Below are 23,162 nucleotides of genomic sequence, written 5' to 3' on the forward strand. Positions count from 1 at the left end.
ATCAGTAAATAGGGATATTGGCATAGCCCTGAGCCTGATAGCCGGTTAGGGAAACGAAGGTATTACCCACCGGCTTGATACCATCCAGCAACGTGCCGTTATCGACATTGAACAGGCGGGTAGCGACGGAACAGGCTTCCATACGCACACCTTCTTTCTGCAAATCAGCCAGTTGGGTGGCGATCTTGTCCAGATGTTCGTAATCGGTTAGTTCCATATCCTCCCTGTCCCTGGAGATCAGTTTTACCGACATCCCACGAAAAGCAAGAATGACATCCGGCTCCACCCCCTGACGTTTTAAGTCATCGACCGTTTCCCGGATAACCATCAGGTAAAGCGTCATTTTTTCTGCGCTGGCCATGTTGATGTCAAAAATGACCTTGCCCTTTTCAACCCCTTTAAGTGCGTCACTGTCATCAGGTTTGCTGACAGCAACAGGCGCTACGTTGTCGCCGGGCTTATCATCCGCAAACAGGTTGGGGGACAGCATTAACGAAGTAATCAAAACCAGTTTGCCAATGTTGCGCATATCCATCATCTCCTTTACATTAAAGAACGATTGTTCGTTCGGTTTTTGGGTAAAAATTTAGTGCCGATTTAGGGGCATATGCCGCGCCATGCTGCATTGGCGACTTCATCGGTATAGTCTGGCAGCGGATATTCCAGCACTTCGTCCAGATACAGGTTCATCATCCTCAATGCACCGCCAAACATGGTGGTAGCAGCAACCCACAGTTCCATTTGCCGAACCTCGCCAGCCGCCATTCCCTGTTCAATGACTTGTCGCATGATCTGAAATGGCCGGGAGGAACAAATAGGAGGCTCCCCGGGCAAATACTCTCGATGCTGTGCCAGCAATACAAACTGCATGACCTTGGGCTGTTCCACTGTCAGCCTGAACAGCCTGTCGATAATGGCGCGGCTTTGGTTAAAACACCCGCTGCATTGCTGGCATTCCTGCACGATCGCATCCTCCATCTGCCGTAACAGGCTTTCATACAGGGATTTGGCAAGCGCCTCCTTATTCTGGAAGTGATGATAAATAGCCCCGGTACTGACATCGGCCTTGCGCCGTATATCCTGGATGGAGGTATTGAAATAACCATGCGTGGAAAACAGATCCAAAGCAGTTGCCAGTATCTTTTCCCGTAAATCGTCGCCTTTTGTCCGTGCTTCGCCATTTGCTCTCATCATGGCACCCCAACTTACCAAACGAGCGTTCGGTCTGCAACTGGCATTAAGGATCATCATGTGAGATGACATCGCAATTAATGCAACTTAATTGCAAATACAAAGTAACCTCACCACACTTTTATGCAACCAAATTGCAACAAGGATTTCGACCATGTACAGCTGAAGTTTACCCCTCGATGCAAAAGCCAAGCTGGAAGCCGGTGAAGACCTGTTCAGCTTCAACCCCGACGCGGAATGCAAGATCAAGGATACAGCAGCACTATTCCACTACTTGTCGGCATAGTGCTGCTTCTGTTCCAGCAAGTGCTCATAGCGTTGGTCAGTCAGCGTTTTCAGGAAGGCTACCAGCGCATCCACTTCCTCATCCTTCAGCGCCGGAGCCTGAAAATCCTCATCTTCCAGCGCCAGATTACCGTCAACTTCGGGCGTATCCCACGGCTTGCCAGTTTCGGGGTTGAGCTTGCGTTTGCGGTTGTTGAACTTGTCGTAAAACAACACCACGGTTTTCAGGTCGCTGAACACACCGTTGTGCATATAGGGGCTGGTAATCGCCACATTGCGCAGGGTGGGAACCTTGAACTTGCCAGCTTCCTTGCCATCCTTCACGTCCGGGTGCTCCAGCAGGCCGTTGTCGATGAAAGCCTTGCCCTTGCCATTGGACTCACGCACGGCCTGATTGGCCGGAACCCCAAGGTTGTGGAACTCGTAATTGCTGAAAGTTTCACCCTCGCTGCCGGGAAACGCCTTTAACTGATGGCAGCGGTTGCAATTGGTGAACTGGTTGGAAAAGAACAGTGATTCACCCAAGGACTCCTGATCAGTCAACTCCACTTCCCCGCGCAGATAACGGTCGTACCGGGAATCAAATGGCGCAAACAGGTCAGTCTTTTCAAATTCACCGATGCTTTCCGCCATGGCTGCGTAGGCTGTGTCCGGCTTATCGAATACCGTATCGCCAAACAAGTGTTTGAATGCCGCCACATAATCCGCATTTTCCTGCAAGCGTTCCGACACAGTGGCTTTGTCGGGCATCCCCATTTCGACCGGGTTCAGCGGTGGGCCGCCTGCTTGCCCTGCCAAATCCTTTTCGCGCCCATCCAGAAACTGGCCACCGACATACCTGCCCTTTTTGTTCTGATGAAAATCCGGGCTGAAACGGGCATAAGCCGCAGAAGGGGCATTCCTGTCACCCAATGATTTACCGTCATCACCCAAAGACACAGCTTTGCCCACGCTGGTAGAACGGTTATCAACGAAACCATGTTCCGGGTTATGGCAGGTAGCGCAGGATTGAGTGCGGTTTTTCGACAAATTGACATCGAAAAACAGTTTTTTGCCCAGTTCAGTCTTGGTGGCAACGGGTTGGTCTGCGGCCAGCAGCGAACCGGCGGCAAACGGCAACAATAGCAAACAAGAAACCAAAGCACGCATAGGAGGGCTATCTGCAATAATTCAGGAGTTGCGAATATAAATGAGAACCACTTACATTACAACCAATACAGGATCAACGAACAGTATCCTCTTCCCACTCAAACCGCACCAGATTTCGCGCCTTTTCATTGAACTCCATGCCAATCAGGAAAATCCGCTGCTGCCCGTCACGGTGAGGTGCAGCGTAGTTCTTATCCTTGATCTGTTGCAAAGCGCTGCCATCACCTGCGGATTTATCCGTCATCTTGAACTCGAAGATATACACCTGCCGCTGCCCGTCCGGCAAAGTAAAGCGCAAGGTAATATCCACCCTGCCCTTATTGGTGCTTTCCTCCGCCCGCGTATCAAGGCTTAGGGAACACAGGAAAGCGTAAACCACCGCCGCGTAATAACCCTCATGCGCCGCCATCGGGTTGTTGGTGTGATTTTGGTGGGCAATGCTGTCAAACAGGGTGCGGAAACGCCGTTCCAGCGCCACAAAATCATTAGAAAGAAATGCCTGATAGATGGAACCACGCTCATGGCGGCTGTCGGTCAGGTAGTGTTCCAGCAAATACCCCATCAGACTGTAACGTACTTCCAGATTGGGGTAAGACAGGGTGTATTCCGGAGTACTGCCGGGGAACGCAACGGTTTCTTGCTTGATGGTCAGGTAGCCCGTCTGGAACAGCAGGGTTTCAAGCTGGATAGTATCCACGTCAAAATTACCCAGGGTCTTGTATTCCATGTGCACGGCTTCGAGATCAGGCAGGTGGTATGGCTTCTTGCGTAATACTTCCACCAGAAAGGTTGGCGTACCCGTTTCAAACCAGTAAGGCAGAAATTTGTGGCCTCCATCCACAAACAGCAGGATGTCGAACGGGTTGTAGACACTTTCCCCCAGCCAGTTATAGCCGTTGTACCATTGCTGCACAAGTGCCATATCTACGCCTTGCAGATGTTCAGCAAACTCTCGCTCCAGTTCAATTTGGGTATAACCACACAAGGCACTGTAACGCGCATCCAGCGTAATGTCCTTGAGGTTGTTTAACCCACTGAATAACGACACCTTGGAAAACTTGCTGACCCCGGTCAGCATGGCAAAGCGGATGTGGGCATCGTTATCCTTGATGACGGAATACAGGTTGCGCAAGCCGTCACGCATTTCTGCCGCAATCGCCGGGTTGCTGATGTTGTCGAGGATGGGCTTGTCGTATTCATCGACCAACACCACCACCGCTTGCCCGTATTTCGCTTTGGCGGTGCGTATCAGTTCTGCAAAGCAGGCTGAAAGGTTGGTTTCTGTGCAGGTAATATCCAACTCCTGTTGGCTTATGCGCAACAACTCCCCCATCTTGTCATCCAGCTCAGCCCGGTTGCGCAATTGCCCCGCCCCGAAACTGAACCGGATAACCGGATAGCTGACCGCCCAGTCCCAGTGCGGGTAGATATGCAAGCCCCGGAACAGGGTTTCATTGCCTGCAAACAACTGGTGCAGCGTATCTACCAGCAACGACTTGCCAAACCGGCGCGGGCGTGACAGGAAATAATAGCCGCCGCGCTCCACCAACTGTTGCACATACGCAGTCTTGTCCACATAAATGCAATCATCATCCCTGATTTTCTGTAAGGTGCTGATACCGATGGGTAAGTTTTTCATCTGCCGAAGCCTGCTGTGTGGATACCGGAACAGTATAGCGGATTCAGGGGCAGCGGGTTTGGATGGCTAGCCCGCCAGCACGCAAGAAAAAGGGGCCGAAGCCCCCAACGATGTTTCAAAATTCCAAGAGAGGAACCAGGATTCCGGTCAGGCCAGGGTTATTTTTATCAAGGCTAACCTGACAGGTTGTACACACATTGTTTTCAGGCGTAACCCTGCCCATAGCTTGGGGCAACGCTCTGTTTCGGCCTGAAAGGAATAATGTCCGCCATTGCTGGTGGCGGGAAAAAGTTGCGGTGAATGGTTTCCAGTTGTTGCCGCACGTCACAGGAACAGCGCGCCAGCAACAGGCATTTCACCAGCTCCTGCTGCACCCTTGGGCATGGGTTGCACAATTCATGCACGCAGAAATCGCCCTGCTCCAGGCACTCCTGCAATTCATCTTTTTCCAGCCGCGCTACCATTTCACCGGTATGGCGGTTATGCAGGCTGATGAACGGGTCAACCCGATCCAGCCAGGCATTGATGTAAAACGTCATTACGCACCTCCGCGTCTGTGTTTGCGAAAAGTGAGCCTGGCTGTGTGGAAGTTACATGACACATGGCTTGACTACCTGGGTTGCCATTTTTAGGAAAGGCAAAACCTGTTCGATGGAACAAATGATAATGATTCCCGTTAATGAGTCAAGCTTTTTATAATAATCATTCTCATTTTCAAAAATACACTGAGAACCACTTGCATTTACAAATGAGGATGGTTATCATCCGCCTTGTTATCAAGAATGATTACTGTTTAGGGGATAAAGTATGTACGTTTGCATCTGCCATTCCGTCACTGACAAAGCCATCAAGAAAGCGGTCAAGCAAGGCCACGACTCGCTGGAAGCCATCCAGCAGGAACTGAAGGTCGGCACCTGTTGCGGACGCTGCAAACACCATGCCCGTGAAGTAATCGACACAACCCTTAACCCTGAAACCTTTGACTTCAACCTGATGCAAGGTGCATTCGCATGATGACTGGAGCCTTGAGAATGACGGATGTGGAACCCAAACGGATCAATCTGGAAGAATTGATGCGTGGTTGTAAAAAGATCATCCTTCAGCACGGCAAGCGCCCTTACTGCCTGACCATCACCCGCCGGGGCAACCTGATCCTCACCTCGGCAGACGATGACGCAGACAAGCAGCCGGTGCCTGACCGTTCGCCTGAACGACCTACCGAGTAACCCTTCAGTACTACCGGTCAAGCCAGTCACCCTCCTCGACCCAGCCAGACCCTTTTATCGGAGCATCCCCAAACATGAAACGTATTAGCCAGATCGTGTCGGCAGCCCTGCTGGGTGGCATGTTGAGCGTCAATCCTACCCTCACACAGGCCGACACGGTTAGCGCCAAAGCCGTTATGGAAAATTACGTCAACTTGGCCGCCGCCAGTTTCGGCGATGCGCTGGCTACAGCCAACGTGTTGCAGGAAAAAGTCGATGCCTTCATCGCCAACCCGACCGATGCAACCCAACAGGCCGCCAAGGATGCCTGGCTGGCGGCCCGCAAGCCTTACAGCCAGACCGAAGCATTCCGTTTCAGCAACCCCAACGTGGATGAATGGGAAGGTCAGGTCAATGCATGGCCTCTGGACGAGGGTCTGATTGATTACGTCAAACAGGCTGTTTACGACCACGAAGAAGGCAACCCGTTTGCCAGCGCCAATATCATCGCGGGCAAAGATCCGATCAATGTTGAGTTGCTGAAATCCCTGAATGAAAAAGGCGGTTCCGAAGCCAATGTCGGCACCGGCTACCATGCCATTGAATTTCTGCTATGGGGTCAGGATTTCAACGCCGACCCCACAGACGCTGGCAAACGCCCTGCCACCGATTATGCCAAGGGCGACGCCTGTACCAACGGCAACTGCGAACGCCGTGGCGAATACCTGAAAGCCGCCACTGACCTGCTGGTGGCCGACCTGCAAACCATGGCCGACGACTGGGCAGATAGCAAAGACAACTACCGCCAAGCCTTCCTGTCGCTGCCTGAAAACGAAGCCCTGCGCCGCATGTTGTTCGGCATGGGCAGCCTGAGCCTGGGCGAACTGGCCGGTGAACGCATGAACGTGGCGTTGCTGGCGCATTCGCAAGAAGACGAGCACTCCTGCTTTAGCGACAACACCCACAATGACATCGCCGAAGGCTCAATATGCGTTTCAGGGTCTTGTTTTCCCCGGCATTGCAAACGTGATGGATAGCGGTAAAGTTAGTCATTTCCGATAGCCAAGGAGAGGCTTTATGACCTCGCTCATCAGTATTTCCAGCCTGACCAGTGATGCCGCCTGTTTCGAGCAAGTCCGTTCCGTGCGTTGGCCTAATGGGGTGATTTGTCCGCACTGCGGTTCACAGGACACTATCCGTCGAGGCAAGGATGACACCCAGCAGGAACGCCAGCGTTACCAGTGTAAGGATTGCCAAAAGCGTTTTGATGACCTGACGGGAACGGTGTTTGAAGGCCACCACCAGCCGCTGAAGGTGTGGGTGTTGTGCCTGTACCTGATGTCGTTGAACCTGTCCAACCAACAAATCGCCCGCGAATTGGGGTTGAACAAGGATGATGTTCAGGCGATGACGGAACAGTTACGGCGTGGTGTCGAGAAAAAAAACGCCAGTAAACCTGTTTGGGAATGTTGAATTTGATGAGGTTTATGTCAAGGCTGGACACAAGGGAAACCCCGAAGCCGTCGCGGATGCTGGGCGTGAAGGTCGCCGCCGCGCCCTGAAAGGTGCGCCGGGGCGTGGGACACTGGAAAAGGACAAACCACCCATTTTCGGCATGATCCAGCGTTCCGGGGAGGTCGTGATCCGTATGCTGGCGAATGTGAAACAGACGACGATCAAGCCGTTGATTGTGGAAACGGTGGCAGCAGGCACGCTGGTCTACACCGATGAGTACAACATTTACAGCCGATTGGAAGAATGGGGCTATGCCCACAAAACCGTCAACCATGGCGCAGGCGAATATGCCCGTGACGAAGATGGTGACGGTTTCCATGAAGTCCACGTCAATACGATGGAAGGTTTTTGGTCACTGTTACGCTCATGGTTACGACCTCATCGGGGGATCTCACAAGAAAAGCTACCGTGTTACCTTGCATTCTTCGAGTCTCTTCACAACATCAGGAAACGGGGGCAAGCTGCCTTACAGTCCTTGCTTTCGCTGCTGTTGGGATAAGACCCTGAAACGCATATTGAGCCTCGCCGAAAACGCCCGCAGCATCCAGAACATTTTCAACGGCATTTACACCCGTACCGATGGCAGCAAGGTGGAAGGCGCAAGCCTCGCCCAACTGGTCGCCAGCAAGGACGCAAAACTCAGCGAAACCCTGGCCAGCAAACTCGCCAACACCCAAAAAGCGGTTGAAGCCATCGTCGAAGCCGCCGAAAATGGCGAACATTTCGACCAGCAGATTACCCCGGACAACAAAGACGGCAACAAACGGGTGAAAGCCGCCATCACCGCCCTGCGTAGTCAGACCGGTGACATTGAAGCCGCCGCCAAAGCCGTGGGAATCGACAGCCTCAACCCGGAAAGCAGCGATTCGTTTGGTGGGTAAATGCATCCGACTCTAGCCATCGCCTTGAGCAGCCTGTTTGTGCTGCCGGGGCTAGCCAATAGCACTGGCAACCATTCCCTGAGCGTAGCCGAAGAGAACCCTCAACAACACGAAGACTTTGCCATCGGCGGCGCTTTCTTCCAACAGCCGTGGGTGATCGCGCCTGCCTCAACCACCGCCCGCGACGGGCTGGGGCCGTTGTTCAAGGCCAATAGCTGCCTGGCCTGCCACATCGGGCATGGTCGCGGCCACCCTCCCCTAACCGATGCGGAACCCTTTCTGTCAACGCTGGTGAAACTGAGCGTTCCGGCCACTACCGAAGCACAAAAAACAGTGGCTGAAAAACTCGGCGTTGCCCCCGAACCCGTCTACGGCGACCATTTACAAACCTTGGGCATCAAAGGTCTGCCGGGTGAAGGTATGCCCCATTTCAGCTACACCGAAATCAGCGGACAGTTTCAGGATGGTGAAGCCTGGAACCTGCAAAAACCCACATTGACCATCGGCCATCTGAACTACGGCGAACTGGCGCATGACGTCCAGCTTTCCGCCCGCGTTGCCCCGCCCCTGCCCGGCATGGGCTTGCTGGAAAGCATCCCGGAAGCTGAAATCCTCGCCAATGCCGACCTGGATGACCAGGATGACGACGGTATTTCCGGCAAACCGAATGTCGTCTGGGATATTGCCCAACAAACAACCGTGTTAGGCCGTTTTAGCTGGAAAGCCAGCCAGCCCAGCATCCTGCAACAAAGCGCGGATGCGTTCCGTAATGACATTGGCATTACCTCCTACCTGTTCCCCGAACAGCCGTGCAGCACGGCGCAAACGGACTGCCTGAGCCTGCCCGACGGCGGCAAGCCGGAAATCCCGGCGGATTTGCTGGAAAAAGTCGTGTTCCACATCGCCAACCAACCGGTTCCGGTACGCCGGAACGTGGACGACCCGCAAGTCGCTCAAGGGCAGAAACTGTTCCATCAGGTGGGATGTGCTGCTTGCCACACCCCTACCTTTCCGTCACTGGCAAACCAGCCGCACCAGCCTTATACCGATTTGCTGCTACACGACATGGGCGCAGGGCTGGCGGACAACCGCCCAGAATTTGCCGCCTCCGGCAGCGAATGGCGTACCCCGCCGTTGTGGGGTATCGGCCTGACGGCAAAGGTCAACGGCCACACCCGCTTCCTGCATGATGGCCGCGCCCGTAACCTGCTGGAAGCTATCCTGTGGCACGGTGGTGAATCTGAATCCACCAAACAGGCCGTATTAGCCATGAATAAACCCGAACGCGAAGCGCTGCTGCGTTTCCTCAACTCGCTGTGATGGGACGACTGATGTTCAAGAAATTTTTCCTCTGCCTGCTCCTGTTCCCGCTGCCCCTGCTGGCGGAAACACCGGCGGTCGCCCCCGCCACCCCGCTACCGGATGTTGACAAACTGCTGGCGCAACTGGTGGATGGTGCCATCATCCCGCTTTACCGCGAACTGGAAGTCGCTGCCAACACGCTGGAACAACGCAGCAAGGCTTTTTGCGCCGAGCCAGACGCCGAAAAATTCCGGGTATTGCGCGAAGGCTGGGGCGAAACCCTGCTGGCCTGGCATCACACCGATGCGCTGTTGTTCGGCCCGGCGGTAGAAGAACAGATTGATTTCAGCATCAACTTCAACCCGCCGAAAAAGTCCATCATCAACGGGTTGCTGGGTGGAACTGACGAGCTGACCCCAGCCGCCATCGACAAAGCCGGGGTTGGTGGGCAAGGGCTGGGTACGCTGGAATTCCTGCTGTTTGACCGCGACAAAACCGAAGCTGAGCAACTGGCAGCCTTCCAGGGCGATGCAGGCAAGCGCCGTTGCGCCTACGTACAAGCCGCCAGCGAGCTATTGCATCAGGACATCAGCACCATCGCCGATGGTTGGGTGAAAGACAGCCGGGGATACGCCACTGCTTTCCGCACCGCTGACAAAGGCAATGCCACCTTCGCCAGTGCACGTCAGGTAGTCGATCTGCTGGTGGGCAAGCTGTACCAGTCCGCCGAGAAAACTTCCAAAAAACGCATCGGCAACCCGCTGGGCAAAGGCATCAACCTCAACAGCAAAGGCAAGCAGGAAATCCTCAACCAGTCCAACGCCTACCAACTGGAAGCCTGGCGCAGCGGCTATTCGGTCAGGGTGGTGCGCGCCAACGTGGAAGGGATGCAACGCATCATGCGCGATGGGGGGCTGTTCCAGTGGCTGCGTGAGCATGACAACAGCAAGACAGCCAAATGGATCGCCGATGCGATGGAACAACGCTTTAACAACTACCTCAAACTGCCCATACCCACCACTGACCCCTTTACCCTGATCCGTAACGGCCAGGGCAAGGAGCTGGATGGTTACTACTACCTCGGCAATGACATTCAGATGGGTATCAAGCGCCAACTTGCCAAAGTCATGCGCGTGCAACTTGGCTTCAACGACAACGATGGGGATTGACGCATGAACCGCCGCACCTTCCTGCTATTCGCCACTGCCAGCGCGCTGGGTTCCGCCATCGGGGTCAGTTCCCTGATGAAACAGGCCGCTGCTGCGCCCACCGCCCCCAGCCTGTTGTATTCCGCCAGCGACAACCCGGCGGGTGGGCATTTCCTCACCCGGCTGGACATGCGCAGCGGACAGGTGCAATCCATCGCCGTGCCGGTGCGCGGCCATGCCGTGCTGCCATTGGCAGACAGGCGGGTACTACTGTTCGGAAGGCGGCCAGCGTTTGAAAGCGCGGAGGTAAATGTCGGTGACGGGAGTACAACGCCGTTCAAGGCGACGTCAGGGCGGCATTTTGATGGCCACGGCTGCTTATCGGCATCCGGTGATGTGCTGTTCACCACCGAAAACGCCTACGACGAAAAACGCGGCGTACTCGGCATCCGTGACAGCAAAACCTTCCAGCAGCTTGGCGAATACGACACCTACGGCCTTGACCCGCACGATGTACAACTGATGCCCGACGGCAAAACGCTGGTGGTGGCCAACGGCGGCATTGAACAACACCCCGACTTCGGGCGGCGCAAGCTCAACCTCGACACCATGCAACCATCACTGGTGTATATCGACGCCGCCAATGGCAAGAAAATCGACGAATACCGCCTGCCTGACCATCACCTCAGCATCCGCCACCTGATTGCCACCGCCGATGGCAGCGTGGGCGTAGCCTTGCAATACGAAGGCGACTTGTACCGCCGCCAACCGGCGTCACTAGTGGCATGGCAGGACAAAGGCAGCGACCTGCAACTGCTCGACATCAACCCCGCTGACGTGGCGCGTTTCAACGGCTACATGGCGGATCTGGCTTATGACCCGCAGCAGCAAATCCTTGCCGTATCCTCACCACGCGGCAACCACGCCAGTTTCTGGAGCACCCGCGAACGCCGTTTCCTGCACGCGCAGCCGCTATCTGAACCCAGCGGCGTCGCCTTCCTCGCCGACCAAAACCGGTTTCTGGTATCGGACGCGACCGGCGGCATCCACACCTTTCCCTCAACCCCACAACCCGCATCAGCCAGTCTGTTGCACCAGTTCCCGGATAAGCACTGGGATAACCATCTGGTGCTGGCATGACTCCGGACAAGCCAATGCAAGCAACTTTAAAAAACTCTGGAGATTCCCCTATGAAAAAGACCTTGCTCAGCTTCCTGATTGGCGCATCCCTGGCAGCGCCCGCTTATGCCGAAACCACCCTCAGCGGCCTGGTGGAAGTGGAAGCCGGTTTTGTCAACGCCGATGAAGCAGACAGCAGCGACCTGACGGTTTCCACCGTCGAACTCGGCGTTGACAACCCGTTGAACGACAAGCTGGAAGGCCACCTGCTGTTCCTGTACGAACAAGGCGAAAACGATGACAACATCAGCGTCGACGAAGCCACCCTGACCTTCAAACCGCGCGCAGGGCTGGACATCACCGCCGGGCGCATGTACGTGCCCTTCGGCAAGTTTGACAGCAACATGGTGTCCGACCCACTGACGCTGGAACTGGCGGAAACCCAGGAAGAAGCCGTGCAGGTCGGCATGGGCAATGGCAATGTGTCCGGCTCCGCCTACGTGTTCAAGGATGACGAAGACGGCGGCGGCAAGATCGACGATTACGGCGTCAACCTGGATTTCGCCACCGAAACGGTCGGCGCGGGCATCAGCTACATTTCCGACGTGAACGACAAGGCTGCCTCCGGCGTGGGCGTATACGCATCCGGCCAGATCGGGCGCGTGGGTGTGATTGCCGAACACATCAAGGTGGACGAAATCACCCTGGAAGATGCCAGCACCGCCAAACCTTCCGCCACCAATCTGGAAGCCAGTATCGACATTGGCAATGACCGCACCATCGCGCTGGCTTACCAAAAAACTGACGCAGCGGAAACACTGGAACTGCCGGAAACCGCCACCGGCATTGCCTACCGGATGCCGGTGTTCGAGAAAGCCAGTTTCGCCGCCGAATACATGAAAAACGACCATTACGACGGTACGGATGAGGATGTTGTCACCCTACAAGTTGCCTACGAGTTTTAGGTCACCCGTATATCCACACTGACGAAACTGCCCAACAAGATCAAGCCACTCCTCCTCAAAACAGGGGGGGTAGCAAGGTATAAGTCAGGCCGACAGCGGCACAGAAAGAAATCACATGCATGACATCCGCCTTGTATTTCCACAAGGCAACGAATGCGCCCACTGCCACCAATACCGCAAACCACTCAAACGGGGCAGTAAACGGCGTGGCTGTACTGGCTTGCGGGAAAAAGGTATGCCAAGCGAAAAATACCGCCAGATTCATGATCACGCCCACCACTGCGGCGGTCACACCGGTCAGGGGTGCGGTAAACTTGAGGTCATTGCGCGAGCTTTCCACCATCGGCCCCGCCGACAGAATAAACAGGAAAGACGGCAAAAAGGTGAAAAATGTCGCCACTGCCGCCCCGGCAAAACCGGCGGCAAGCGGATTGACAAACACTGCCTTGGTCACTCCGCCCAGATAACCCACCCAGGTAACGACCATGATCAGCGGCCCCGGCGTGGTTTCACCCAGTGCCAAACCGTCGATCATCTGCGGGCCGGTTAACCAGCCATAGTGTTCCACCCCGCCCTGATACACATACGGCAGCACCGCATACGCGCCGCCGATGGTCAGGAATGCCGCTTTGGTGAAGAAACTGCCCATGTCATTCAGGGTTTGTTGCCCGCCAACCACCAGCATGGCCACCAACCAGATGGTAACGAAAGCCGCAACTGTCATCCCCAGTTTCAGCCACGAGAATTGCGCGTGCGGCGGGGTTGGGGTGTGGTCATCAATCACCGCTGCACCGTAAGCCTTGTCGGATGCGCCATGACCACCACCGCCCCTGAATTTGTCTGGCATGACTTTGCCGCCAATCACGCCCAACAGGGCTGCCACCAGCACAATCCACGGAAAACCGACCCCAAACACAAAGATAGCGACAAAAGCCGCAGCCGCGATACCCCACAGGACGCTGTTTTTCAGCGCTTTGGAACCAATCCGCCACGCCGCAAACAACACAATTGCCACCACCGCCGGTTTTATGCCGTAGAACAAGCCTTGCATCAGCGGTACATCGCCCCACGCCAGATAAGCCCCCGCCAGCAACGACAACAGCAGGAACGCAGGCAGGAAGAACAACACCCCTGCCATCACCGCGCCCAGCACACCATGCATCAGCCAGCTAATGTAAATGGCGAGCTGGATCGCTTCCGGCCCCGGCAAAATCATGCAGAAATTCAGCGCATGCAGGAAACGGTGTTCCGAAATCCAGCGTTTTTTTTCCACCAGATCGGTGTGCATCAGCGCAATCTGCCCCATCGGGCCACCAAAGCTGATGAAACCCAGCTTCAGCCAGTAGAAAAACGCCTGCCCCAAGGGCGGGGCTTGCGGCGCTGTCTGTGGTATGTCGCTCAAAGGGGAAACCTCTGGTGGTATTAATTGTGCTCAGTATTGTGACGCATCGCCTCGCTAACAGGCAAAAAGTTTGAAGGGATAAAACACAATCTGATTTACCGTCAGCCTCTCACCTATGCGGAATAATCGTTAAATATAGGACTTACGCATTGACGAAGCAGCCCTGTCTGTGTCAGGAATAAGTTTTTCACGCGACATAAAAGCCAATGATAAGAAGGCCCAAACGCCCACCGACAGCCAATTGCACCCTGCCAATGTACATGGGGTTTCTGATGAGTGAACCGAAATCAAGCACCTGCACCCGCCTGTCGGAAGTGATGGGCATCTCGCATGACAGTGTAAACCGCTTCCTGTTGCGGGAAGCCTATGAGCCAAAAGACCTGTTCAACGAAGCATCGCGGCTGCTGAACCTGGTGGGCGGGACATTGAATGTGGATGACAGTACGCTGGACAAACCCTACAGCCAGCATATGGAGCTGGTTGGACACTTCTGGTCAGGCAAGCACCACCGGGTGGTCAAGGGGCTGAACCTGATCACGTTGTATTACAGTGACCCGCAAGGGCGCAGCCTGCCGGTCAACTACCGGGTGTATGACAAGGCAGAGGGCAAGACCAAGAATGATTATTTCCTCGACATGCTGGAGGACGTGTTGGCATGGGGGCTGCAACCCGCCTTCATGACCGGGGATAGCTGGTATTCCTGTGTGGGCAACCTCAAAACGGTAAGAAACCACCGCATGGGGTTCCTGTTCGCTGTGGAAAGCAACCGCCGGGTATCCACCGAAAAGGGGTCATGGGTGCAGGTACAGAAACTGGACATCCCTGCTGACGGGCTGAGGGTCTGGTTACGCGAATTTGGCGAGGTAAAGCTGTTTCGGACGCAGTTAAAAGACCAACTGCGCCATTACGTGGTTTTCCTCCCGAATGCTGACGCCTATGACACCTTCCAGCAAGCGGATTTCCAGACCCTGCATGACCAGCATTGGCAGATTGAGCAATACCACCGCATGATCAAGCAGGTCTGCCATATCGAGAAATTCCAGGTACGCGGCAACGTCCCGATACGTAACCATATCTTTGCCGCCTTGTGCAGCTATGTCCACCTGCAACAGATGCAGTTTGTTGACATCATCAGCAACGCCTACCAATGGCAACGCGACTTGTACACGGATGCTGTGGCTGCTTTTGTCAGCCGCTTCATGCAAGGCAAGCAGCACCTCAACCCACAATTTCAGGCCGCCGTCAATGCGTAAGTCCTAAAATAATGAGAATTACTTGCATTCCCACTTAGCATATAGATAATGCAAATCTTTCTTGTTTCTATTCTCAAAAGAGGTTCACCCCCAATGTTCAAGAAGATTGCCCTGGCGTTACTGGTAAGCAGCCTTGCTGCCCCCGCGCTGGCGGAGGGCGAAGTCAACGTATACTCCGCGCGCAAGGAACAACTGATCAAGCCCCTGTTCGACAAATTCACCGAACAGACCGGCATTGCGGTCAACCTGGTCACCGGCAAGGACGACGCCCTGCTGGAACGCCTCAAGCTGGAAGGTGAAAACACCCCCGCCGACCTGTTGATGACCGCTGATGCAGGCCGTTTGTATCGTGCAGTGGAAATGGAATTGACCCAACCGGTCGAGTCCGAAGTGCTGGCTAAAGACATTCCCGACAACCTGCGCGACCCCGCCAACCAGTGGTTCGGCCTCACTTCGCGCGCCCGCCCGATTTTCTACGTGAAAGACAAGGTGAAGCCGGAAGCGCTTTCCACCTACGAAGACCTCGCTGACCCGAAGTGGAAAGGCCGCATCTGCATCCGCTCTTCCGACAACATCTACAACCAATCCATGCTCGGCTCGATGATTGCGGTCAACGGCACAGAAAAAGCGCAGGCATGGGCGGATGGTTTCGTGAAGAATTTCGCCCGCCCACCAGAAGGCGGCGACCGTGACCAGATCAAGGCAGCAGCGGCAGGTCAGTGTGATATTGCCATTTCCAACACCTACTACTACGGGCAAATGCTCGGCAGTGATGATGCGGAAGAGAAAGCAGCGGCGGAAAAAGTCGCCATTTTCTGGCCAAATCAGGCTGACCGTGGCACACACATCAACATCAGCGGTGCGGCAGTCACCAAAACCGCCACCAACAAGGGCAACGCCATCAAACTGCTGGAATTTCTGGTCAGCGATGAATCACAGCAATGGTATGCCGAAGCCAATCAGGAATACCCGGTCAAGGCAGGCATCGCACCCAGCGAACTGCTGAAAGGTTGGGGCGAGTTCAAGGCTGACAGCCTGAACCTGTCCGAGCTCGGCAAAAACAACGCCGAAGCAGTCAAGATCATGGACAAAGCCGGTTGGAAGTAAGGCGTTACCTGTGGCGCGTCATGCTCAGCGGCATGGCGTTGCTCACGGCGCTGCCGATACTGGCGGTGTTTGGCTACGTCTTCGTCCCCGCCCCCGAGGTCTGGCAACATCTGGTTGATACGGTACTCACCGATTACCTGCTCAACACGTTGCTGCTGGCTGTAGGGGTGGGTTGCGGCGTTTTGCTGCTGGGGCTTCCGGCAGCGTGGCTGAACAGTATGTGCCGGTTTCCGGGGCAGCGCCTGTTCGAGTGGGCGTTGTTGCTGCCGCTGGCGATGCCTGCCTACATCATTGCCTACACCTACACCGGGATGCTGGATTTTTCCGGGCCGGTGCAAAGCCTGTTGCGTGAGACGACCGGCTGGGGGTATGGCGATTATTACTTCCCCAATGTGCGCTCGCTGGGTGGGGCGATTGTGATGCTGTCGCTGGTGCTGTTTCCGTATGTGTACCTGCTGGCGCGGGCGGCTTTTCTGGAGCAGTCGATTTGTGTGCTGGAAGTGAGCCGCACGCTGGGCGCAAACCAGTGGCAGAGTTTTTTCCGTGTGGCGCTGCCACTGGCGCGGCCTGCCATCATCACCGGCCTGTCGCTGGCACTGATGGAAACGCTGGCGGATTTCGGCACGGTGCAGTATTTCGGCGTGACCACCTTTACCACCGGCATTTTCCGCACCTGGTTCGGGCTGGGGGATCATGCAGCGGCTTCGCAACTGGCGGCGCTGCTGATGGGGTTTGTGTTCGTACTGATCCTGCTGGAACGCTGGTCGAGGCACAAGGCGCGTTACCACCATACTTCCAGCAAGTATTCGCGTTTGCCGCGCTATCCGTTGCAGGGTGGAAAAGCGCTGGTGGCGGTGCTGGTATGCGCCCTGCCCCTGCTGCTGGGCTTCGTGATTCCGGTCGGGCAATTGCTGTACTGGAGCATGGGCACGGCAGCGGATGGGCTGGATGCGGATTTCCTCAAGCTGGTGTGGCATAGCCTGTTGCTGGCAGGGCTGGCGGCGCTGTTTGCGTTGCTGCTGGCGCTGGTGCTGGGTTACGGCAAGCGCCTGAGTAACGATCCACTGGTGAACCTGACCTCGCGGATTGCCGCGATGGGTTACGCGATTCCCGGCACGGTGATTGCGATTGGCGTGCTGATCCCGTTTGCGTGGGCGGATACGCAGCTCAACAACCTGAGCAAGCAGTGGTTCGGAACCCATGTCGGGCTGCTGCTGAGCGGCACACTGTTTACCGTGCTGTTTGCCTACAACGTGCGCTTCCTGTCGGTGTCGTTGCAAACGGTGGAAGCGGGGCTGGGCAAGATCAAGCCGACGGTCGACAACGCCGGGCGTTCGCTGGGTCTGAGTGCTTTCGGCGTATTACACAAGCTGCATTTGCCACTGATGAAAGGCACGCTGCTGACCGCCATCCTGCTGGTGTTCGTCGATGTGCTGAAAGAATTGCCCGCCACCCTGATCCTGCGCCCGTTCAATTTCAACACGCTGGCGGTGCGGGCGTATGAACTGGCGTCGGATGAGCGGCTGGCGGAGGCGGGCTTGCCTGCGCTGATGATTGTGGCAGCGGGGATTATTCCGGTAGTTCTGCTTAGCCGGTCTATTGGGAAATCGCGGGCTGGGGAGAAATGAAATGAGCAAGTTAACCCTTCAAAACATCCACATCCGCTACGGCGACAACGCCGTTGTGCATGATGTCAGCCTGACGGTGGAAGACGGCCAGATCGGTTGCCTGCTGGGGCCTAGCGGCTGCGGCAAGACCACGCTGTTGCGCGCGATTGCCGGTTTCGAGCCGGTCACGCAAGGTACGGTTATCCTCAAAGATCAGGTAATCAGCGCACCCGGCAAACACCTGCCGCCAGAGCAGCGCAACATCGGCATGGTATTTCAGGATTACGCGCTGTTTCCACACCTGAGCATTGCCAGCAACATTACGTTTGGCATCCATAAGCAGTCCGGCAAGGACAAAGCTCAACGGGTAGCAGAATTGCTGGAACTGGTGAACCTGCCCGGTTACGAAAAACGTTACCCGCACGAGCTTTCCGGCGGCCAGCAGCAGCGGATTGCATTGGCACGCGCGCTTGCACCGCGCCCCCGCCTGTTGCTGCTGGACGAACCCTTCGGCAGCCAGGATGTGGAATTGCGCGAAATGCTGGCCCGCGAGGTGCGTGACATCCTCAAGCGTGAAGGCATAACCGCGCTTCTGGTCACGCACGACCAACACGAAGCGTTTGCGATGGCGGATGAAATCGGTGTGTTACAGGCGGGGCGTTTGCAGCAGTGGGACACGGCCTACAACCTGTACCATAAGCCTACCAACCCGTTTGTGGCGGGTTTCATCGGGCAAGGGGCGCTGATTCCCGGCACGGTGCTGAACCACAATACGGTGATGACGCTGATCGGCCCGGTACAGGGTCTAGTCCCGGAAGATTGCTTGACGGAATCGGCGGTGCATGTACTTATCCGCCCCGATGACCTGAAGCTGGTGGCGGATGCGCCGCGCAAGGCAACGGTAGCATCACGGATGTTCCGGGGCGCGGAATACCTGTACACGCTGGCGCTGGCGGATGGCAGCCAGATACTGGCGCTGGCTCCCAGCCATCAGGCGTATGCAGTGGGGAATACGGTCTGTTTCGAGCTGGACATGCAACATCGGGTGATTCTGCCTGCCAATTGAAAAGTTTTCTGCTTACCCAGCAGTTCGGGTCATCTTTTCGAACCGTAGAAACCAAAAAGGCCAGTCGTTTTTGACTGGCCTTTTAAATTTGGTGCCGAGAAGAGGACTCGAACCTCCACGGGAGTTACCCCACTAATACCTGAAACTAGCGCGTCTACCAATTCCGCCACCTCGGCATTTCACAAGCAGTGCTGCGTTGTGAGAGGCGAATCTTATAGAGCTTGCTGCACCTTGTCAAATACGAAAAAGCACTTTCATAACATTTTTTTGCTATGCTAGCCGCACACGAATTACAACACGACAAAGGGACTCCCGATTGAAGTTTAAAGACCCCCACAACCAGCGCGAAGCCGAGAAATACGACAACCCGATTCCCAGCCGCGAACTGATCCTGCAAATCCTGGATCAGAGCGGCCAGCCGCTGGATTTCGCCGACCTGTCCGGCAAATTGCACCTGACAGAAGAGCGCGACCTTGACGCCCTGAAAAAACGCCTGCGCGCCATGGAGCGTGACGGCCAACTACTCTACAACCGCCGCCGCCAATACGTGCCGATTGCCCACACCGACCTGATTGCCGGGCGCGTGATCGGCCACCCGGATGGCTTCGGCTTCCTGAAACCGGATGACGGCAGCGCCGACCTGTTCCTGCATGCCAAGCAAATGCGTTCCCTGATGCATGGCGACCGCGCACTGGTCACTGTGCGCGGGCTAGACCCCAAAGGGCGGCGCGAAGGCGCTGTGGTGGAAATTCTGGAGCGTGGCACTACCCAAGTAGTTGGGCGTTATTTTCTGGAAGGCAACATCGGCTTTGTCACCCCTGACAATTCCCGCATCAGTCAGGACATCCTCATCCCCCCCGATGCTGTCGGCGATGCCCAACCCGGCCAGATCGTGGTCGCCGCCATCATTGAACAGCCCTCCAAATACACCCAACCCAAAGGCAAGGTCGTGGAAGTGCTGGGCGACCACATGGCTCCCGGCATGGAAATCGACGTGGCCATCCGCAGCCACCAATTACCTTACGAATGGTCACCGGAAATCCGCGAAGAAGCAGACCATTTCGGTTACGAAGTCCCCGAAGACGCCAAGAAAGACCGTGAAGACCTACGCGACACCCCATTCGTGACCATCGACGGCGAAGACGCCAAGGATTTCGACGACGCCGTGTATTGCGAACGTGAAGGCAAAAACTGGCGTCTGCTAGTAGCGATTGCCGACGTATCGCACTACGTCCAGCCAGATTCAGCCATTGGCCGCGAAGCCACCGAACGCGGCACTTCAGTCTATTTCCCCGGCAAGGTCATCCCGATGCTACCGGAAATCCTCTCCAATGGCTTATGCTCACTGAACCCACACGTCGACCGGCTGTGCATGATTTGCGACATCGAAATCGGCCCACGCGGCAAACTGATCAGCTACCAGTTTGTGGAAGGCTTGATGCATTCCGCCGCCCGCCTGACCTACACTCAAATGGCCAGGATTGTGGTCGAGCGTGACCAGGCAGCCCGTGAAGCCGTGCCGGATTTGTGCGAGCATCTCGATGATTTGTACGAGCTTTACAAGGTACTGCGCAAGGCGCGCGACCGGCGCGGTGCCATCGACTTTGAAACGGCTGAAACCCGCATCCTGTTTGATGCCGAACGCAAAATCGAGGCGATTGTCCCCACCGAACGCAACGACGCCCACAAGCTGATCGAAGAGTGCATGATTCTCGCCAATGTGTGCGCGGCAACCTACCTCAGCAAGTACAAGATCCCTGCCCTGCACCGCCTGCACGAAGGCCCGACCGCTGAAAAGCTGGCAGACCTGCGCCAGTTCCTCAACGGTCTGGGGCTTTCCCTCGGTGGCGGCGATGAACCCACCCCGACGGATTACACCAAACTGCTCAACAGCCTGGGTGACCGACCGGATCGGCACATGATCCAGACCGTGCTGCTGCGCTCCATGTCACAGGCAGTCTACAGCCCTGAAACCAAAGGCCATTTCGGGCTAGCGCAAACCCACTACGCGCATTTTACCTCGCCTATTCGCCGTTACCCGGACTTGCTGGTACACCGTGCCATCCGCCACCTGATCCGTGGGGGCAAAGCCAGCAACTTCCAGTATGCCTACAAGGACATGGTAGCGCTGGGCGAACATTGCTCCATGACCGAACGCCGCGCTGACGATGCCACCCGCGACGTGACTGCGTGGCTGAAGTGCGAATACATGCAGGAGCATGTCGGCGACAGTTTCAGTGGCGTCATTTCCGGCGTCACCGGTTTTGGCCTGTTCGTGGAACTGAGCGACATCTACGTGGAAGGGCTGATCCACATCACCGCCCTGACCAGCGACTACTACCACTTTGACCCGGCCAACCACCGCTTGACCGGTGAAAATTCCGGGCGTATCTACCGCCTCGGCGACACCATCCAGGTCACGGTTGCGCGGGTAGACCTCGACGAACGCAAAATCGACTTCGTGCTAGCCAAAACGGAAGGTGAACAGGAGCGCAAACCTGCGGGTAAAAGCCGCAAATCCGGCAGCAAAACCAAAGGCAAAAAGCCCTCCCCAACCGAACAGAAGCCTGCTGCCAAACGTGAGGCAAAACCCGCCGCCAAGAAACCGACCAACCGCAAACCCCGTAAGAAGAAACCGAAAACCTGATGGCAAAATCGACCATTTACGGCATCCACGCCGTCGAAACCGCGCTGCGCAATGATGCAGAAAGCCTCGGGCAAATCTGGCTGGATAAACGCAGCCGTAACGACCGCCTGAAAAAGCTGGAAAAACTGGCGGCGGAAAGCGGCTTGCACCTGATTCTCGCTGACGCTGAGCGGCTGGACAAAATGGCTGGCCACAACCGCCATCAGGGCGTGGTTGCCGAGTACTACAAGCTCAAGTCCTACACCGAAAACGACCTCTACGATTTGCTGGACGAGTTAGAAGCAGCCCCGTTCCTGCTAGTGCTGGATGGTGTCACCGACCCGCACAACCTCGGCGCGTGTTTGCGCACAGCAGAAGGCGCTGGCGTCCACGCCGTGATTGCCCCCAAAGATAACGCCGCCAACATCACTCCGACAGTGCGCAAGGTCGCGTCTGGCGCGGCTGAAATCGTGCCTTTCATCCCCGTCACCAACCTCGCCCGCACGCTGGATACGCTCAAGGAACGCGGCATCTGGCTAACCGGCACCAGCGACAAGGCCAGGCAGACGCTCTATCAGGCTGATTTGAAAGGGCCAATGGCGCTGGTGATGGGCGCGGAAGGCGCAGGCATCCGCCGTTTGACAGAAGAGCGTTGCGATTACCTGATTTCGATTCCGATGAAAGGCCAGGTGTCTAGCCTGAATGTGTCGGTGGCGACTGGTGTGTGCCTGTATGAAGCCTTGAGGCAACGTCACGGTTCAGAATAATAATCGTATTTGCTCAGCATGTCGCTGGTGAACCTCCATGCCTCGTTATAGGAAAGCCCGCTGTTGTCCGGAATAATGACTTTTACATACAAGTCCGTGCTGTGCTGCGCTTTCAAACCGGCCAATTCGCTTTCCAGCGCGGCGCGGCTAACGCTGCGCAAACTGCCCTCACCCGGTTTGCGGATGCTGTAGCCGGATTTGCTGTACACCACTTCCACCACCTGCTTGCCTTTGGCGGAGCGTGCTGGGCGCAGCAGTTTCTGGTATTTGCTGTCGAGTTCGGTGTATTCGCCTTTGAGGCTCAGCAGTTGCTTTTCGCTTTCGTCGACCTTGGTGCGCAGGGCGGTTAACTCGGTTTCCTTGCTATCAGCGCTGTCTCGGGCGGCAGCCAGTTCTGCCTGGGTACGTTCGCGTTCCGCCATGATGTCAGCAAACTGCTTTTGCAGATCATCCAGCGTCTTGTCGCGGGTAGCAAGCGCACTCTGCTGCTCCTGGGTCTTGTCTTGCAATTCCGCCAGCGCTGCATCCTTGTCAGTGCTGGCAGTGCGCGCCTGTTCGGCTTCAGCGCGGCTGCGCAACAACTCCATTTCCAGCGAGGAACTGCGCTGTTGCAGGTAATCAAGCTGCTCTTCCAGCGTAGCGTTAGCCTTGAGCTGGAATTCGGCCTGTTCAGCGGCTTTCTGCGCTTCCAATGCCGACCTTTGCGCCTCGAATGCGGCCTTTTGCGCTTCCTGCTGAGCAGATTGCTCCGCCAGGATGCTGTGGCGCAACTCGTCCAGCAACCGGGTATTGGTCAGCACTACGGCCACCGTGACGATCAGGAAAATCATGGTGATGACCATCATGATGTCGGTGAAGGATGGCCAGAAACTTTCCTCAAAATCATCACGCCCACTGATCAGGGATGCAAACGAAAAATGCCCGTCACTCATGCC

General features: G+C 56.0%; 21 protein-coding genes, 1 tRNA gene and 1 pseudogene. 15 read left to right on the top strand and 8 right to left on the bottom strand.

Going from position 1 to position 23,162, the window contains the following annotated elements; all coding sequences use genetic code 11:
• Position 1: 1 nt before the first annotated feature.
• The 5 genes from THINI_RS05055 to THINI_RS25940 form a co-directional block, all read right to left on the bottom strand.
• On the bottom strand, positions 2-529 hold the full coding sequence (locus THINI_RS05055) for a DsrE family protein (protein WP_002707576.1): 528 nt from the start codon (positions 527-529) through the stop codon (positions 2-4).
• A gap of 68 nt (positions 530-597) precedes the next feature.
• Positions 598-1,194 carry a TetR/AcrR family transcriptional regulator gene (locus tag THINI_RS05060; RefSeq protein WP_211206960.1) on the bottom strand — a complete coding sequence of 199 codons (597 nt, stop codon included), beginning with the start codon at positions 1,192-1,194 and terminating at the stop codon, positions 598-600.
• Positions 1,195-1,461: 267 nt separating this feature from the next.
• Positions 1,462-2,625, bottom strand: coding sequence for a cytochrome-c peroxidase (locus THINI_RS05065; RefSeq protein ID WP_002707578.1), 1,164 nt, complete (start codon positions 2,623-2,625; stop codon positions 1,462-1,464).
• Between the two features lie 73 nt (positions 2,626-2,698).
• Positions 2,699-4,264, bottom strand: coding sequence for an ATP-binding protein (locus THINI_RS05070; protein ID WP_002707579.1), 1,566 nt, complete (start codon positions 4,262-4,264; stop codon positions 2,699-2,701).
• Between the two features lie 203 nt (positions 4,265-4,467).
• A complete protein-coding gene (locus THINI_RS25940; RefSeq protein ID WP_002707580.1) occupies positions 4,468-4,803 on the bottom strand; it encodes a hypothetical protein in 336 nt (111 codons plus the stop codon).
• A gap of 268 nt (positions 4,804-5,071) precedes the next feature.
• Here THINI_RS25940 and THINI_RS05080 point away from each other — a divergent pair, with 268 nt between their 5' ends.
• From THINI_RS05080 to THINI_RS05125, 9 genes and pseudogenes are all read left to right on the top strand, one after another.
• The gene (locus THINI_RS05080) at positions 5,072-5,278 is read left to right on the top strand and encodes a (2Fe-2S)-binding protein (RefSeq protein ID WP_002707581.1); all 207 of its coding nucleotides are present in this window, start codon (positions 5,072-5,074) and stop codon (positions 5,276-5,278) included.
• A complete protein-coding gene (gene hemP, locus THINI_RS05085; protein ID WP_154724353.1) occupies positions 5,275-5,490 on the top strand; it encodes a hemin uptake protein HemP in 216 nt (71 codons plus the stop codon). Before THINI_RS05080 ends, hemP begins: the two co-directional genes overlap by 4 nt.
• 74 nt (positions 5,491-5,564) lie before the next feature.
• A complete protein-coding gene (locus THINI_RS05090) occupies positions 5,565-6,506 on the top strand; it encodes an imelysin family protein (RefSeq protein WP_050987999.1) in 942 nt (313 codons plus the stop codon).
• 40 nt (positions 6,507-6,546) lie between these two features.
• Positions 6,547-7,483: pseudogene (locus THINI_RS27170) on the top strand (IS1595 family transposase).
• Positions 7,484-7,499: 16 nt separating this feature from the next.
• Positions 7,500-7,865, top strand: coding sequence for an imelysin family protein (locus tag THINI_RS05105; RefSeq protein ID WP_040839120.1), 366 nt, complete (start codon positions 7,500-7,502; stop codon positions 7,863-7,865).
• The gene (locus tag THINI_RS05110; protein ID WP_002707583.1) at positions 7,866-9,185 is read left to right on the top strand and encodes a di-heme oxidoreductase family protein; all 1,320 of its coding nucleotides are present in this window, start codon (positions 7,866-7,868) and stop codon (positions 9,183-9,185) included. It begins immediately after the preceding gene.
• Positions 9,186-9,196: 11 nt separating this feature from the next.
• The gene (locus THINI_RS05115) at positions 9,197-10,336 is read left to right on the top strand and encodes an imelysin family protein (protein WP_002707584.1); all 1,140 of its coding nucleotides are present in this window, start codon (positions 9,197-9,199) and stop codon (positions 10,334-10,336) included.
• A 3-nt stretch (positions 10,337-10,339) separates the two neighbouring features.
• A complete protein-coding gene (locus THINI_RS05120; protein WP_002707585.1) occupies positions 10,340-11,455 on the top strand; it encodes a DUF1513 domain-containing protein in 1,116 nt (371 codons plus the stop codon).
• Between the two features lie 50 nt (positions 11,456-11,505).
• Complete coding sequence (locus THINI_RS05125; protein ID WP_002707586.1) at positions 11,506-12,399, top strand: LbtU family siderophore porin; 894 nt, start codon at positions 11,506-11,508, stop codon at positions 12,397-12,399.
• A 55-nt stretch (positions 12,400-12,454) separates the two neighbouring features.
• Here the strand turns inward: THINI_RS05125 and chrA are convergent, their stop codons facing one another.
• Complete coding sequence (gene chrA / locus THINI_RS05130; RefSeq protein WP_002707587.1) at positions 12,455-13,801, bottom strand: chromate efflux transporter; 1,347 nt, start codon at positions 13,799-13,801, stop codon at positions 12,455-12,457.
• A 209-nt stretch (positions 13,802-14,010) separates the two neighbouring features.
• Between chrA and THINI_RS05135 the strand changes: the two genes are divergently transcribed.
• The 4 genes from THINI_RS05135 to THINI_RS05150 all read left to right on the top strand — a co-directional run bounded on the left by THINI_RS05135 (position 14,011) and on the right by THINI_RS05150 (position 18,834).
• Positions 14,011-15,054, top strand: coding sequence for an IS701 family transposase (locus THINI_RS05135; protein ID WP_081485941.1), 1,044 nt, complete (start codon positions 14,011-14,013; stop codon positions 15,052-15,054).
• A gap of 93 nt (positions 15,055-15,147) precedes the next feature.
• On the top strand, positions 15,148-16,161 hold the full coding sequence (locus THINI_RS05140) for a Fe(3+) ABC transporter substrate-binding protein (RefSeq protein ID WP_002707588.1): 1,014 nt from the start codon (positions 15,148-15,150) through the stop codon (positions 16,159-16,161).
• Positions 16,162-16,181: 20 nt separating this feature from the next.
• Positions 16,182-17,789, top strand: coding sequence for an ABC transporter permease (locus THINI_RS05145; protein ID WP_002707589.1), 1,608 nt, complete (start codon positions 16,182-16,184; stop codon positions 17,787-17,789).
• 1 nt (position 17,790) lies between these two features.
• Positions 17,791-18,834: an ABC transporter ATP-binding protein gene (locus THINI_RS05150; RefSeq protein ID WP_002707590.1), complete on the top strand. Its 1,044-nt coding sequence runs from the start codon at positions 17,791-17,793 to the stop codon at positions 18,832-18,834.
• A gap of 89 nt (positions 18,835-18,923) precedes the next feature.
• Here THINI_RS05150 and THINI_RS05155 read toward each other — a convergent pair.
• A tRNA-Leu gene (locus THINI_RS05155) sits at positions 18,924-19,010 on the bottom strand.
• A gap of 140 nt (positions 19,011-19,150) precedes the next feature.
• Here THINI_RS05155 and rnr point away from each other — a divergent pair.
• Positions 19,151-21,481 (top strand): ribonuclease R, encoded by a 2,331-nt coding sequence (gene rnr, locus THINI_RS05160; RefSeq protein WP_002707591.1) that lies wholly within the window; start codon positions 19,151-19,153, stop codon positions 21,479-21,481.
• A complete protein-coding gene (rlmB, locus tag THINI_RS05165) occupies positions 21,481-22,227 on the top strand; it encodes a 23S rRNA (guanosine(2251)-2'-O)-methyltransferase RlmB (protein WP_002707592.1) in 747 nt (248 codons plus the stop codon). Before rnr ends, rlmB begins: the two co-directional genes overlap by 1 nt.
• Here rlmB and THINI_RS05170 read toward each other — a convergent pair.
• The gene (locus THINI_RS05170) at positions 22,212-23,159 is read right to left on the bottom strand and encodes an SPFH domain-containing protein (protein WP_002707593.1); all 948 of its coding nucleotides are present in this window, start codon (positions 23,157-23,159) and stop codon (positions 22,212-22,214) included. The two genes, rlmB and THINI_RS05170, sit on opposite strands and share 16 nt — an antisense overlap.
• Positions 23,160-23,162 lie beyond the last annotated feature (3 nt).

Origin of the sequence: Thiothrix nivea DSM 5205 (genome assembly GCF_000260135.1) — a bacterium.
GTDB lineage: Bacteria > Pseudomonadota > Gammaproteobacteria > Thiotrichales > Thiotrichaceae > Thiothrix > Thiothrix nivea.